Raw genomic sequence first — 12978 nt, forward strand, 5'->3', positions numbered from 1 at the left:
GGGCGTCAGCCAGGCCCTTCGCTTCCCGCCGCCAGCAGCGGCACCACCACATCGCTAATGGGCGTTGCGATACCATAGTCGCGGCCATAACGCTGTATGACGCCATTGCGGATCTCCCACTCTAGGGGCCGGTTAGCCTGGCGATCGGCGAGGATAGAGGTGCCCAGATCCGCCGGCGCCTGATGAAAAGCCTCAACAATCTCCTGCGCCACCTTATCTTCAAGCAGCGCGCCCGCTGCGCGCGCGACGCTCAGGCACTCGCGCAGGTAGGCCAGCGCCAGCGTGGTGATATCGTCGCGTGAGAAGATGCCGGCGCGGCGATTCGCCAGCACCATTAGCCCCGCGACCGCGTTTTGCAGCAGTTTGCGCCAGGCGATAGAGGTAAAATCGGCTGATAACGCCACCGCGCAGCGCGTGCCGCTCAGCGCCTCAACCACGCGCGCCGCCTGCGGCAGATCGGGCAGCGTCAGGCGCGGGCTGGCCCGTAGCCAGACAGAGGCGTCTGGCTCACGCTGGGCCGGAAACCACACCACCGAAGGCAGCACCGTGGCACCATTAACGTAGGGCGTCAGCTGGGCTTGCTGCTCAACGCCGTTTTGTAACGCGCACATCAGCGTATTTTCATCGCACAGCCTGGCGAGCCAGCCGGCGCTATCCGCCACCTGCGTCGTTTTCACCGCAACAAACAGCAGATCGACCGGATGCGCGATCGCCGTCGGGTCGGTTAACACCGGGCCCGGCACCACAATTTCACCTTCATCGTGACGCAGAATCAGCTGCGCATGCGCGCTGCGTCCGCACAGGCGCGGCGTGCGGCCCGCTTCATGCAGCGCGGCCGCGATGGTAGTACCGATAGCGCCTGGGCCAAGCAGCGCAATGCTGGGATAGTCTGACATGATGCGATCTCCTGGGTGGATTATTCAGGGAACAAAGCTCCTGACACGATAAGTGGATTGCCGGGTAAAAGACAGGCTATGCGCGAGTGCAGAAAATCGGGAGCGGATACGATGGCCTCGTCATGAAAGTGAAATAACCAGAAACATCCAAAAAACGCCGGGTTGCACCTGAATAACCCGCCACAGAAAAGGGATTAGACCCTGTTTTTCGCCATTAACTGGCTGATGAGGAGGGTTTTGTGCCGATAAATTGAGCGTGATCTGACCAGTTGGCGGCATCGCAGCCTTGTTATTTGTAACGTCCTCAAATAAGTTCATTTACAAATAAACAACCTTTTTAACATTAAGGTTGCACCCGGTTCCGAGTGGGTGAAACCCGCGTAATTAATCAGCTGAGGAGGTCAAAGGTTATGACGCAACAGGAAAGCAGCATGGCGGTGTTACGTAAAAACAGGAAGGTGTTGATCGCGAGTCTGACGGGAAGCGCGATTGAATGGTTCGACTATTTTCTCTATGGCACCGCCGCTGCACTGGTATTCAATAAACTCTTTTTCCCAATGGTCGATCCGGTTATCGGGCTGATCCTCGCCTATCTCTCTTTCTCGCTGACATTTTTCATTCGTCCCATCGGCGGCGTGATCTTCGCCCATATCGGCGACCGCATCGGGCGCAAGAAAACCCTGGTGCTGACGCTGTCGCTAATGGGCGGCGCGACGGTGCTGATCGGCCTGTTGCCCACTTATCAGATGATTGGCATGTGGGCGCCTGTTTTGCTGATTTTAATGCGCGTGATCCAGGGGATCGGCATTGGCGGAGAGTGGGGCGGCGCGCTGCTGCTGGCCTATGAATATGCGCCCGAAAAGCGCAAAGGCTTTTTCGGCAGCATCCCGCAGGCGGGCGTCACTATCGGCATGCTGATGGCGACCTTTATCGTCTCGCTGATGACGCTGCTCAGCGATGAGGCGTTTCTCGCGTGGGGCTGGCGTATTCCTTTTCTGCTGAGTTCGGTGCTGGTGCTGCTGGGGCTGTGGATCCGTAAAGATATTGACGAAACGCCGGAGTTTAAACAGGTTAAGCAGGCGGGGCAGCTGGCGAAAACGCCGCTGCGCGACACGTTAACACACCACTGGCGCGAGGTGCTGATCGCCGCCGGGCTGAAGGTGGTGGAAACCGCGCCGTTCTATATTTTCTCTACCTTTGTTGTGAGCTATGCCACCACGACGCTGCGCTATCAAAAGTCGCAGGCGCTGGAGGCGGTGACGCTGGCGGCGCTGGTCGCTACCCTGATGATCCCGCTGATGGGATTACTCTCCGACAAGATCGGTCGTCAGCGCATGTACGCGGTCAGCGTCTTTGCGCTTGGCCTGTTTATCGTGCCCTGGTTTTTACTGCTCAACACCGGCACGACATGGGGCATTATGCTGGCAACGGTGATCGCCTTCGGCATTCTCTGGGCGCCGATTACCGCCGTGCTCGGCACGCTCTGCTCGGAGATTTTTAGCGCTAATGTGCGCTATACCGGCATCACGCTGGGCTATCAGCTGGGCGCGGCGCTGGCGGGGGGCACGGCGCCGCTGATCGCCACCGGGCTGCTGGCGAAATATGACGGTGACTGGACGCCGGTCGCCGCCTATCTGCTGGTCACCGTCGCGATTTCGCTGCTGGCGATCTTCTGCGCCAGCCGGATAAAGCGTGCGGCGGTGGTAGAGGGCCAGGCGCAAAACCTGTAGCGCAATCGCCTCGGTGAAGGGTGCGGCGTTCGGCTGACGGCAGCCGCGAAAAGGCATGGCGGTTATCGCTGCGGCAGATAACCGCCAGTCGACGGGTTCGCCAGCGTGGGTAAAATCCGCTACACTCCGCGCTCTCTTTCTACCCGGCAGCCCGATGTCTACGCTTATTGATACTTTTATTGCTCCGTCGTGCTCTGAACAGATAGAGACGCTCTATCAGGACGACCATCTGCTGGTGATCAATAAACCCGCCGGGCTGCTTAGCCTGTCGGGGAAAAATCCGCTTAATCTCGATTCGGTGCATTATCGGCTGGCGCGCCTTTTCCCCGGCTGCACGCTGGTGCATCGCCTCGATTTCGGCACCTCCGGGCTGATGGTGATTGCCCGCAATAAGGCGATTAACGCCGCGCTGTGCCAGCAGTTTAGTCAGCGCAGCGTCACCAAAGGCTACAGCGCGCTGCTCTGCGGGCATCTGGAGGCGGATGAAGGGATGATCGAGGCGGCCATTGCCAAAGATCCCATGCTGTTTCCGCGCATGACGATCTGCGCGCAGCATGGCAAACCGGCACGTTCTCGCTATCGTGTGGTTGAGCGTTTTTATCAGGCGCAGGAAGCGGGGCCAATGCTGCCGTTAACGCGGGTCGCGCTGACCCCGGAGACCGGACGCACCCATCAGCTGCGCATTCATTGTCAGCTGCTGGGGCATCCGATTTTAGGCTGCGATCTGTATGGCGGTCGTCTGCTGCCCGGCACGGAACAGGCGCCGCGGCTGATGCTGCACGCCAGCGAGCTGCAGTTTGTGCATCCCGTCAGTGCAGAGCGCGTCGCCATCCGTCACGCCAGCCCGTTTTAAAGCGGCGGTAATCCGCCTTACCACATCAGATCGTCGGGCACTTTGAAGTCGGCGTAGGGATCGTCTTCGTCCTGCGCTTCTTCGCTCAGGGCGCTGTTCAACACAATGGAGTCTGCGTCGCGCTGGGCAATTTTATCCGCCACGCTGGCGGGAATGATCGCGTACTGACTCTCGCCGCCGTTTTCCGCCGCGAGGCGTGCAATAGCGAGGCGACCGCTGATCAGCTGCGCCTGCGTGGTCTTATCCACCATAATTTTTTTAATCAGGTTATTGTCGGTAAAGTTAAAACCGATATTGCCTCTGGCGATGTCGATCCGGTTCATCTCAATCAGCTGCTTGACCTGAGCCTTATACTCTTTCGATAACACCGCCAGCTTCTGCTGCTCATTGAGCTGCTTGTCGCGTTCGAGCTGCGCTTTTTTATTTTCTTCCACCGCCTGCCGCGCTTCTCGCGCCTGTACGCGCGATTTTTTCGCCGTTCGCTGCACCTTATCCAGTTTCTTGCTGGTGACCAGGCCCGCTTTTAGCATCTGCTCTTGTAAGGTAAGTTTTGTCATCTCTCTGTCTAAGCCCGTTGAAAAATTTGCAGCAGTATACCGCTAATTCACGCTGCTGTAGCGGGTTGCTTCCGGCTGAGCAGAGCTGACTGAGAGAGGGCGCCAGGCCAGGCGCAGGTTAAATACGCATTAATCGCTGTTTTTTCGCGCGATTGCCGTCTGCCCAACAGCGTTACGTTATCCCTCTTACCTCAGGAGGGATAATGGACAGACATACTATTGCCGTTTCACTGGTTATGGGCATCAGTCTGCTCTGGTTCGACGCGTCAGACGCCAAAACGCCGCAGCAGACAGATGACCAAATCCGCCAGCGCATTATCGATGACTCAGTCGCCTCATATCCAGGCGTTTGCGCCTGCCCGTTTAACTCAGCGCGCAATGGCAGCAGCTGTGGGCGGCGCAGCGCGTGGAGCAAGCAGGGGGGCTATGCGCCGGTGTGCTACAAAAAAGAGATCTCTAAACAGCAGGTTGAGGCGTGGCGTAACGATCATGAAGCCTGATCAAACCCGCGAAAGCGGGTTTTTATTATCTCTGCTCGGCGGTTTGCAGGCATAATTCTTTTGCCACAATACGTCTGTCTGGCCCGCTAATGAGGTAAACATGAAGTTTCCCGGCATCCCGGAAAATGAAGAGGAGCGACTGAAGTCGCTGTATATGATTGACCTGCTCGATGTCAGGGATGAAGAGCGCTTCGAAAGACTGACGCGCATCGGCCAGAAACTGTTTCAGGTGCCGATCGCGGTGATTAATCTGCTGGATCGCGACCGCCAGTGGGCGCTGGCCTGCCAGGGGCTCAGCGGGCGCGAAATGTCGCGCGATATCTCCTTCTGCGCCCACGCCATCCTGCAGCAAGGGCCGCTGATCGTCAGCGACGCGCGTCAGGATGAACGCTTTCACGATAACCCACTGGTAACGGGCGAACCCTATATTCGTTTTTACGTCGGCTATCCGGTTCATCTGCCGGATGGCGCGGTGGTGGGAACCTTATGCCTGGTGAACAGCGAACCGCGCGACTTTACGCCGGAAGATATCGCCACCCTGAAAGATCTGGCCTTTATCGTGGAAGATGAGTTTCAGGTCATCAACATGGCGATGACCGACAGCCTGACCGCTATTCCTAACCGACGCGGCTTTTACCGCAGCGGAGAAAAACGTTTCAAAGAGTATCAGCAGCAGAATAAACCCTTCAGCATCCTCTATTTTGACCTGGATAAGTTCAAGCCGATCAACGATATGTGGGGGCACGCTGAAGGGGACGAGGTGCTGAAGGTGTTCGCTGCGCAGCTGCGTCAGCTGACGGGCGCGAAAGATATTACTGGACGGCTGGGCGGCGACGAGTTTGCCGTGCTGCTTGCCAGCGGCAACGATGCGGCGGCGTTTCAAACCAGGCTGCGCGACAGCCTGAACGGCTGGAACCAGCGCTCCGGCAAGCCCTATAACATCAACTACTCCTATGGCGTGATCAACAGCGATGACGGCGACTTCTCCTCACTGCTGGAGATGATCAAAGAGAGCGATAGCGTGATGTATTCGGAAAAGCGCAGAAAAAAAACCTAGCCGCACCTTAGCCTGGCTGGTCTGCCGGGCTATCAGGCACCTCGCGCCAGGTGCAGTCGATTTCATCGCCGTGCGACGCGCACTCCGGCGGCGGGTTGCTGTTTTTCGCCTGGGGATGGTGCGGCACGGCGCAGCCAGAGAGCAGCAGGCAGAACACGAGCGCGAAAGGTTTCAGCATGAAAAGGTCTCCCGTTAAAACAGTCGCGCCTATTGTCATCTTCCCAACCTCAACCGCGCGCTAACCGCCCCGGCTCCCTTCCTCAACCTTGACTCAACCCGCCCATTTTTGCCCGCCGCTCTCGCCCCTAACGCGATCTAAATCAATAACGATAATTGTTCGCAATTGCATAGTGGCGCCACAGAAATAGCGGAGATGAGATGATGCTGATAACACCTGGGAGCAAATGGCGCATTGAAGGGTTCCGGGACGACGTATCGCGAACCTTTAGCCGAAAACTTTTCTCGCTGGGCCTGGTGCCGGGCGCGCTGATCGAAATCGTCAGGCTGGCCCCGCTGGGCGATCCGGTAGAGGTGCGCGTGCGTCACACCAGCTATGCGCTGCGCAAAGCTGACCTGGCGCTGCTGCAACTGGCGGCCGTGACGGAGGAGGCGAGCGTATGAAAAGCCTCAACGCCGTCCTCACCGGCAACCCAAACGCCGGCAAAACCACCTTGTTTAATGTGCTGACGGGCCTGCGTCAGCGCACCGGCAACTGGCCGGGCGTCACCGTTGAGCGCAAGCAGGGCGCGTTCGCCACGCCGCGCTCATCGGTAACCTTGATCGATCTGCCGGGCATTTACTCGCTGGAGAGGGTGCACGCGGAAGATGGACTCTCCGCCGACGAGCGCGTCACCTGCAGCTATGTAATGAGCGGCCAGGCGGACCTGTTGATCAACGTAGTTGACGCCTCCAGCCTGGAGAAAGGCCTGTGGCTGACGCTGCAACTGCGCGAGCTTAATCTGCCGATGATCGTGGTGCTCAATATGGCTGACGTCGCCAGCGCGTGCGGCGTGAAAGTCGAGGCGGAGACGCTGGCGGCGCAGCTGGGCTGTCCCGTGGTGCTGATGTCAGCATCGACCGCGGAAGGGGTGCCGCAGCTGCTGGCGGCCATCGATCGGGTGGCAGCCGACGCGCCGGCGGCGCTGCGGCTAAACCGGGCAGAGGTCAGCCAGCAGGATCGCCTGGCGCGTATAGAGACGATTTGTCAGGCCGCCTGCCAGCGAGAGCCGAACCAGGCGCATCGACTGACGCGCCGGCTGGACGCGCTTTTTCTCAACCGCTGGCTCGGCTTTCCCCTGTTTTTAGCGGTGATGTATCTGATGTTTTACCTCTCTATTAATATCGGCGGCGCGCTGCAGCCGCTGTTTGAGCATGGCTCCACCGCGCTGTTTATCGACGGCACGGCGCGCCTCTGCGCCTCGCTCCATTTTCCCGATTGGCTCACGTCGTTTCTGGCGCAGGGGATCGGCGGTGGGATCACCACCGTGCTGCCGCTGGTGCCGCAGCTGGCGCTGATGTTCTTCTTTTTGACGGTGCTGGAGGAGTCGGGCTATATGGCGCGCGCCGCCTTTGTGGTCGATCGCCTGATGCGCTGGCTCGGGCTGCCGGGCAAATCCTTTGTGCCGCTGATCGTCGGCTTCGGCTGTAACGTGCCGGCGGTGATGGGCGCGCGCACGCTGGAGACGGAGCGCGAAAGGATACTGACGATGCTGATGGCGCCTTTTATGTCCTGCGGCGCGCGGCTGGCGATATTCGCGCTGTTCGCCACGGCGTTTTTTGGCAGCGCTGGCGCGGCACTCACTTTTTCGCTCTATCTGCTGGGTATCGCGGTGGCGGTAGTCACTGGTCTGGTGCTGAAGCAGACCTTGCTGAGCGGCGCCTCGTCGCAGGCGATTATGGAGCTGCCGCTGTGGCATGTGCCGGTGATGCGCAGCCTGCTGCTGCAAACCTGGTTCCGCCTGCACGCTTTCGTTGTTCGCGCCGGGGCGGTGATTGTCGTGGCCTGCGTGGCGATCAGCCTGCTCTCTGGCCTGACGGCGCAGGGCGATGTCGCCCGGCGTGTCGACGATTCAGTGCTGGCATCGGCCAGCCGCTACGTGACGCCGCTGTTCGCGCCGATGGGGATCCGCGCCGACAACTGGCAGGCGACGGTTGGCCTGGTGACCGGCGCGATGGCAAAAGAGAGCGTGGTTGGCACGCTTAACGCGCTCTATCTGGCGGAGCCGCAGAACCCAGGCGACGAGGCAGCGACGCAAAGCCTGTCGACGGTGATGCTCTCTGCGCTGGAGGAGACCTGGCAAAACCTCAAGGACGCCTTCACGCCGCAGGCGCTGTTTAATCCGGTTGAAGCCAGCAAAGGCGACGGTGAGATGAGTCAGGATGCGTTAGGGGTCATGCAGAGCATGTTCGGCAGCCCGCTGGCGGCTTACAGCTATCTGGTTTTCGTGCTGCTTTACGTGCCGTGCGTGTCAGTTCTGGGCGCGCTGGCGAAAGAGGCGGGACGGAACTGGATGTGGTTCGCCCTGATCTGGGGAACAGCCGTGGCCTACGCCACCGCCACCCTGGTGTATCAGCTCGGCACCTTTATGCAGCATCCCGGCTTTAGCCTGAGCTGTCTGCTGGCTATCGCGCTGGCGGCGGCCGCTGCCGTCGCGCTGCTGCGGCGCATGCGCAGCCGCCTGCAGCCCGGCGTGCGGGCAGCAAGCGCAGCAGGCTGCGCCGGATGCAAAGGATGCGGTCATTAACAAACACATAAAAAAACGCTCCTGTCGTGGAGCGTTACCGCAGTAGCCGGTTAAGTGAATCAACAGCCGTACTTGTTGTTGTGAGGCACCGCCTCAGCCATCACCATAGCGCGGCGTTGCTTAACCGCGCCTCAACGGCGACTGCCAGCAAGGGGGCGTTATTTGCGTTAGATCAAAGCGTTACTGAACAGGGCGTTGTGGATTTGCTCAAGGTGACAACGTCACATGTTTCATCGCTTTCTGCCTTTGCGCCTGAATAAGGCGGCTGCTGAACAGCCTCGGGGCATGAAACAGGATAATTCTGCTTGCAAAGCAGCAGAGAAAATTTTGTAAAAAGCTGTGTCGCCTATCGACCGGCTGCGACGCCTGTCTTATGCTTGACCGGCCTCTAACCCTGACACCTTCGGAGTCCGACTGATGAAAGCAGCCTCCTTTTTGCTGGCCGGCGCGGCGCTGCTGCTGAGCGCATGCAGCAGCCACGGCGATAATGAACCGCCGCAACAAGCCACCGCCGCCCATATCCAGCCGCACGTGGTGATGTCCTCCCTGGCGGAAAGCAACTGCGCTGGCGCAGGCGGCACGCTGGCCTTTTCTCACCAGCTGGACGGCACGCGCGTCGGCATGTGCCAGCTGGCAAACGGACGCCGCTGCGACGAGCAGGCGTTAATCGGCGGCCGCTGCGCCCGTTAATTTAGACCGACAGCTGATTCGGGCAGGCTTCGCCGTGCTCGAGCTGGTTGAGATTCGACAGCGTCGTTTCGGAGATCGCCGTTAGCGCCTCAGCGGTGAGAAACGCCTGATGGCCGGTAAAGAGCACGTTGTGGCAGGCTGACAGGCGACGAAACACGTCGTCCTGAATCACGTCGTTAGACTTATCTTCAAAGAAGAGATCGCGCTCATTCTCGTAGACATCCATGCCGAGCGAGCCGATCTTCTGCTGTTTTAACGCATCAATCGCCGCCTGAGAATCAATCAGCCCGCCGCGGCTGGTGTTAATGATCATCACGCCATCTTTCATCTGGCTAAAGGCCGAGGCGTTGAGCAGGTGATGATTCTCCGGCGTCAGCGGGCAGTGCAGGGTAATCACGTCTGACTCGGCGAACAGCGTCTTGAGATCGACATATTCCGCGCCCAGCTCCAGCGCCTGCGCGCTCGGCCAGGGATCGAACGCCAGCAGGCGCATGCCGAAGCCCTTAAGAATGCGCATCGTCGCCACGCCGATCTTGCCGGTGCCGACCACGCCCGCGGTTTTACCGTGCATATTGAAGCCGGTGAGGCCGTCGAGGGAAAAGTTGGCGTCGCGCGTGCGCTGATAAGCGCGATGGATGCGGCGGTTCAGCGTCATCATTAGCCCGACCGCATGCTCTGCCACCGCTTCCGGCGAATAGGCGGGCACGCGCACCACCTTCAGGCCCAGCTCGGCCGCCGCCGCAAGGTCGACGTTATTAAATCCGGCGCAGCGCAGCGCGATATACTTCACCCCCAGCGCCGCCAGCTCTTCCAGTACCGGTCGGCTGCCGTCATCGTTAACGAAAATGCAGACGGCGTCGCAGTCGACGGCGTTCTTTGCCGTCGCTTCCGTCAGTAAAAAGTCGAAGTAGACCAGTTCGAAACCGTAGCCTTCGTTGACGTGATCGAGATACTTCTGGTCATAGTGTTTCGTGCTATAAACCGCGATTTTCATCGTTACGCTCCTGCATTCGGGTATCCACACAGCATAACGTTTTATTGCCAATTTTGCTGCCGCTGGCTGCGCGCCTTCAACTCTGGCCGATTACGTGCCATCATCACTGTCAGGATCCTGTAAGGAAAAGGAAAATTGCTGCCATGCCGCGGAGCCTCCGCCGACTACTCGCCGCACTGCTGGCGCTGACGCTGCTGGTGTTGGGGCTGATGCTCTCCCTGACGCAATGGCTGCCGCGCCTGGCTGGCATCTGGCTGCCGGCGCAGACGCGCATCGTGCTGGACGGCTCGCCGCGCTGGCGCGACGGGGCGCTGTGGTTCCCTGCGGTGCGCTATCTGGCGGGCGAGTGCGTGCTGGCGAGCGTTGAGCAGGCTTCGCTCGGCTGGCATCACCGGCGCTGGCGGCTAAACGCCCATCAGGTGACGCTCGACAGCGACTGCCTGCAGCAGCTGCCGGCGGGCGAGCAGGCTGGCGCGCCGAAAAGCCTGGCGGCGTGGCAGCAGCTGTTGCCCGGCGCCGATATTCAGCTCGATACCCTCGCGATTGCGCCCTGGCAGCAGTACGCCGGCCGCTTCGATCTCAGCCTGACTCCCGAGCAGCAGACGCTGCGCTATCGCGGCGACAACCTCTCTGTCGACGCCCGCCTGCAGGGACAACACCTGGAGGTCGAGCAGTTGACGCTGCGCCACAACGCGCTGCCGCAGCCGGTTACCCTCCACGGCGCGTTCGATCTGCCAGAATTCGCCAATGGCCTGCCGGTGAGCGGCACGCTGGAGGGTGACCTGCAATACGCCGGCGAGCCGCTGCGTCTGACGCTCGACTGGCAACAGCAGCAGGGAAAACTCGAACTTTACACCCGCGGCGACGGCCAGCCGCTGCTGTCGCTGCCGTGGCAGGCGGATCCGCAGCAGATCCGCATTGTTCAGGGACGCTACCGCTGGCCGACCGGCGACCAGACGCTCTCCGGCTTTCTTGACCTCAAACTCGATAACTGGCAGCAGGGCCTGGAGGAGACGCAGATTACCGGGCGGCTCAACGTGCTGACGCAGGGGCGCGGCGGCAAGGGCAACGCGGTGTTAAGTATTGGACCGGGCAAGCTGAGCATGACCGATAGCGCGCTGCCGCTGCGGCTGACCGGTGAGAGCAAGCTGGCGGCGATGCAGCTTTATGCCGCGCTGCCCGGCAATCTCAGCGGGCCGCTGCTCGATCCGCAGCTGAAATTTCAGCCTGGCGCGCTGCTGCGCCTGCGCGGCCGTCTGCTCTCGACGCTGGAGGTGGACGAGGCGCGCTGGCCGCTGGCGGGCGTGCGCCTCGCCTCGCAGGGCGTTGATGGTCGGCTGCAGGCGATCCTGAAGGCGCACGACCCCAGCTTTGGTCAGTTCCAGCTGCATCTCGACGGCCGCGCCGCCAACTTCTGGCCGGATAAAGGCGAGTGGACGTGGCGCTACTGGGGCGCGGGCGAGATGCTGCCGCTCAACGCCGCTTGGACGCTGAAAGGCACGGGCGGCTGGCGCGACACCCTTATCCATCTCGACAGCCTTGATGCCGGTTTTAATCAGATGCAGTACGGCATGGCGCAGGTGTTGCGGCCGCGCCTGACGCTGAGCGCGCCGGTAAACTGGCAGCGCGATCTGCAGGCGCCCGCCTTTAACGGCGGCTTCCGCATCGATGCGGGCGAGACGCTGTTCGATTTCGGCGGCCGGCTGCCCGCCTCCTCGCTGCGCTTTGAGGCGAAAGGCCAGGATCCCAGCCACTTTATCTGGCGCGGTCAGCTGCAGGCGCAGGCGATTGGGCCGCTGCGCGTGCACGGACGCTGGGATGGCGCGCGTCTGCGCGGCGAAGCCTGGTGGCCGACCCAGTCTCTGACGGTGTTTCAGCCGCTGCTGAAGCCGGATCTGAAGATGAAAATCCGCGCGGGCGAGCTGCGCGCGCAGGTGGCGTTTTCCGCCGCCGCGCAGGAGGGCTTTAGCGCCGGTGGCCACTGGACAGTGAAACAGGGTAGCCTCTGGACGCCGGATAACCAGATCAACGGCGTCGACTTTTCGCTGCCGTTCCGTCTGAAAGATCAGCAGTGGCAGTTCGGCGTGCGCGGCCCGGTTTCGCTGCGCATCGGCGAGGTCACCAATCAGTTCGCGATGCAGAATATCCGCGCCGATTTGCAGGGCTACTATCCGTGGCGCGAGGATCACCCTTTAACCCTGCAGGATGTCAGCCTCGATCTGCTGGGCGGCCAGGTCACGCTGCCCGCGCTGCGCCTGCCGCAGCACGACGCTGCGATCCTGAGCCTGCGTGATATTAGCCTGAGCAAGCTGGTTACCGCGCTGAAGCCGAAGCAGTTCGCCATGTCCGGCAACATCAACGGCGAGCTGCCGCTATGGGTCAACAATCCGCACTGGCTGGTGCACAACGGCTGGATCGCCAACAGTGGTGGGCTGACCTTTCGGATGGACAAAGATATGGCTGACGCCATCACCGCGGGCAACGTCGCGGCGGGCGCGGCGATGGACTGGCTGCGCTATATGGCGATCTCGCGCTCGTGGGCGACGCTCGATCTCGACAATCTCGGCAACCTGACGATGCAGGCGCAGGTGCAGGGCGTCAGCCGCTTCAGCAACCGCGAACAAACCGTAAACCTGAACTACCGCCATCAGCAGAATCTGTTTCAACTCTGGCGCAGCCTGCGCTTTGGCGATAATTTGCAATCCTGGGTGGAACAGAACGCCACTCTGCCGACCAAAAGGGATCAACAACCATGAGCCTGAGGGCGTTACTGGTGCTGGCAGCCGGGCTGCCGCTGATGGGCTGCGTGCCGCGCATCGAGGTGGCGGCGCCGAAAGAGCCGATTACCATCAATATGAACGTGAAGATCGAACATGAAATCCATATTAAAGTGGACAAAGACGTGGAGGCGCTGCTGAAAAATCAGAGCGATCTCTTTTGAGGCGCGCCATCACGCA

13 protein-coding genes are annotated in these 12978 nt (G+C 60.6%); 9 read left to right on the forward strand and 4 right to left on the reverse strand.

What is annotated here, in order from left to right:
* Positions 1 to 5 precede the first annotated feature (5 nt).
* Complete coding sequence (locus tag MC269_RS08955) at positions 6 to 896, reverse strand: oxidoreductase (protein ID WP_239954962.1); 891 nt, start codon at positions 894 to 896, stop codon at positions 6 to 8.
* Positions 897 to 1306: 410 nt separating this feature from the next.
* On the opposite strand from MC269_RS08955, the gene MC269_RS08960 reads away from it, so the two are divergent.
* Both MC269_RS08960 and MC269_RS08965 read left to right on the forward strand, forming a co-directional pair.
* A complete protein-coding gene (locus MC269_RS08960; RefSeq protein ID WP_239954963.1) occupies positions 1307 to 2626 on the forward strand; it encodes an MFS transporter in 1320 nt (439 codons plus the stop codon).
* A gap of 154 nt (positions 2627 to 2780) precedes the next feature.
* Positions 2781 to 3479, forward strand: coding sequence for an RluA family pseudouridine synthase (locus tag MC269_RS08965; protein WP_239954965.1), 699 nt, complete (start codon positions 2781 to 2783; stop codon positions 3477 to 3479).
* A 17-nt stretch (positions 3480 to 3496) separates the two neighbouring features.
* Here MC269_RS08965 and MC269_RS08970 read toward each other — a convergent pair whose 3' ends face one another.
* A complete protein-coding gene (locus tag MC269_RS08970) occupies positions 3497 to 4036 on the reverse strand; it encodes a DUF2058 domain-containing protein (RefSeq protein WP_081141323.1) in 540 nt (179 codons plus the stop codon).
* A 203-nt stretch (positions 4037 to 4239) separates the two neighbouring features.
* Here MC269_RS08970 and MC269_RS08975 point away from each other — a divergent pair, with 203 nt between their 5' ends.
* Positions 4240 to 4536, forward strand: a complete 297-nt coding sequence (locus MC269_RS08975; RefSeq protein ID WP_239954966.1) for a hypothetical protein — start codon at positions 4240 to 4242, stop codon at positions 4534 to 4536.
* Positions 4537 to 4636: 100 nt separating this feature from the next.
* Positions 4637 to 5593, forward strand: a complete 957-nt coding sequence (locus tag MC269_RS08980; protein WP_239954967.1) for a sensor domain-containing diguanylate cyclase — start codon at positions 4637 to 4639, stop codon at positions 5591 to 5593.
* 7 nt (positions 5594 to 5600) lie between these two features.
* On the opposite strand, the gene MC269_RS08985 is transcribed toward MC269_RS08980, so the two are convergent.
* Positions 5601 to 5771 (reverse strand): hypothetical protein, encoded by a 171-nt coding sequence (locus tag MC269_RS08985; RefSeq protein WP_239954968.1) that lies wholly within the window; start codon positions 5769 to 5771, stop codon positions 5601 to 5603.
* Between the two features lie 200 nt (positions 5772 to 5971).
* On the opposite strand from MC269_RS08985, the gene MC269_RS08990 reads away from it, so the two are divergent.
* From MC269_RS08990 to MC269_RS09000, 3 genes are all read left to right on the forward strand, one after another.
* Positions 5972 to 6214, forward strand: a complete 243-nt coding sequence (locus MC269_RS08990; protein WP_239954969.1) for a FeoA domain-containing protein — start codon at positions 5972 to 5974, stop codon at positions 6212 to 6214.
* A complete protein-coding gene (gene feoB / locus MC269_RS08995) occupies positions 6211 to 8337 on the forward strand; it encodes a Fe(2+) transporter permease subunit FeoB (protein WP_239954970.1) in 2127 nt (708 codons plus the stop codon). The genes MC269_RS08990 and feoB overlap by 4 nt, the downstream gene beginning before the upstream one ends.
* 417 nt (positions 8338 to 8754) lie before the next feature.
* Positions 8755 to 9027 (forward strand): DUF333 domain-containing protein, encoded by a 273-nt coding sequence (locus MC269_RS09000; protein WP_081141319.1) that lies wholly within the window; start codon positions 8755 to 8757, stop codon positions 9025 to 9027.
* Position 9028: 1 nt separating this feature from the next.
* Here MC269_RS09000 and MC269_RS09005 read toward each other — a convergent pair whose 3' ends face one another.
* The gene (locus MC269_RS09005; protein ID WP_239954971.1) at positions 9029 to 10021 is read right to left on the reverse strand and encodes a 2-hydroxyacid dehydrogenase; all 993 of its coding nucleotides are present in this window, start codon (positions 10019 to 10021) and stop codon (positions 9029 to 9031) included.
* A 143-nt stretch (positions 10022 to 10164) separates the two neighbouring features.
* Here MC269_RS09005 and MC269_RS09010 point away from each other — a divergent pair, with 143 nt between their 5' ends.
* Positions 10165 to 12777 carry a YdbH family protein gene (locus tag MC269_RS09010; protein WP_239954972.1) on the forward strand — a complete coding sequence of 871 codons (2613 nt, stop codon included), beginning with the start codon at positions 10165 to 10167 and terminating at the stop codon, positions 12775 to 12777.
* Positions 12774 to 12962 (forward strand): YnbE family lipoprotein, encoded by a 189-nt coding sequence (locus MC269_RS09015; protein ID WP_081141311.1) that lies wholly within the window; start codon positions 12774 to 12776, stop codon positions 12960 to 12962. Before MC269_RS09010 ends, MC269_RS09015 begins: the two co-directional genes overlap by 4 nt.
* Positions 12963 to 12978 lie beyond the last annotated feature (16 nt).

Origin of the sequence: Pantoea sp. Z09 (genome assembly GCF_022394795.1) — a bacterium.
GTDB lineage: Bacteria > Pseudomonadota > Gammaproteobacteria > Enterobacterales > Enterobacteriaceae > Pantoea > Pantoea latae.

What these genes read in the sequence shown, in the direction of transcription:
- MC269_RS08955 (WP_239954962.1), bottom strand. Translation starts at nt 896, where the DNA reads ATGTCAGACTATCCCAGCATTGCGCTGCTTGGCCCAGGCGCTATCGGT.
- MC269_RS08960 (WP_239954963.1), top strand. Translation starts at nt 1,307, where the DNA reads ATGACGCAACAGGAAAGCAGCATGGCGGTGTTACGTAAAAACAGGAAG.
- MC269_RS08965 (WP_239954965.1), top strand. Translation starts at nt 2,781, where the DNA reads ATGTCTACGCTTATTGATACTTTTATTGCTCCGTCGTGCTCTGAACAG.
- MC269_RS08970 (WP_081141323.1), bottom strand. Translation starts at nt 4,036, where the DNA reads ATGACAAAACTTACCTTACAAGAGCAGATGCTAAAAGCGGGCCTGGTC.
- MC269_RS08975 (WP_239954966.1), top strand. Translation starts at nt 4,240, where the DNA reads ATGGACAGACATACTATTGCCGTTTCACTGGTTATGGGCATCAGTCTG.
- MC269_RS08980 (WP_239954967.1), top strand. Translation starts at nt 4,637, where the DNA reads ATGAAGTTTCCCGGCATCCCGGAAAATGAAGAGGAGCGACTGAAGTCG.
- MC269_RS08985 (WP_239954968.1), bottom strand. Translation starts at nt 5,771, where the DNA reads ATGCTGAAACCTTTCGCGCTCGTGTTCTGCCTGCTGCTCTCTGGCTGC.
- MC269_RS08990 (WP_239954969.1), top strand. Translation starts at nt 5,972, where the DNA reads ATGATGCTGATAACACCTGGGAGCAAATGGCGCATTGAAGGGTTCCGG.
- feoB (WP_239954970.1), top strand. Translation starts at nt 6,211, where the DNA reads ATGAAAAGCCTCAACGCCGTCCTCACCGGCAACCCAAACGCCGGCAAA.
- MC269_RS09000 (WP_081141319.1), top strand. Translation starts at nt 8,755, where the DNA reads ATGAAAGCAGCCTCCTTTTTGCTGGCCGGCGCGGCGCTGCTGCTGAGC.
- MC269_RS09005 (WP_239954971.1), bottom strand. Translation starts at nt 10,021, where the DNA reads ATGAAAATCGCGGTTTATAGCACGAAACACTATGACCAGAAGTATCTC.
- MC269_RS09010 (WP_239954972.1), top strand. Translation starts at nt 10,165, where the DNA reads ATGCCGCGGAGCCTCCGCCGACTACTCGCCGCACTGCTGGCGCTGACG.
- MC269_RS09015 (WP_081141311.1), top strand. Translation starts at nt 12,774, where the DNA reads ATGAGCCTGAGGGCGTTACTGGTGCTGGCAGCCGGGCTGCCGCTGATG.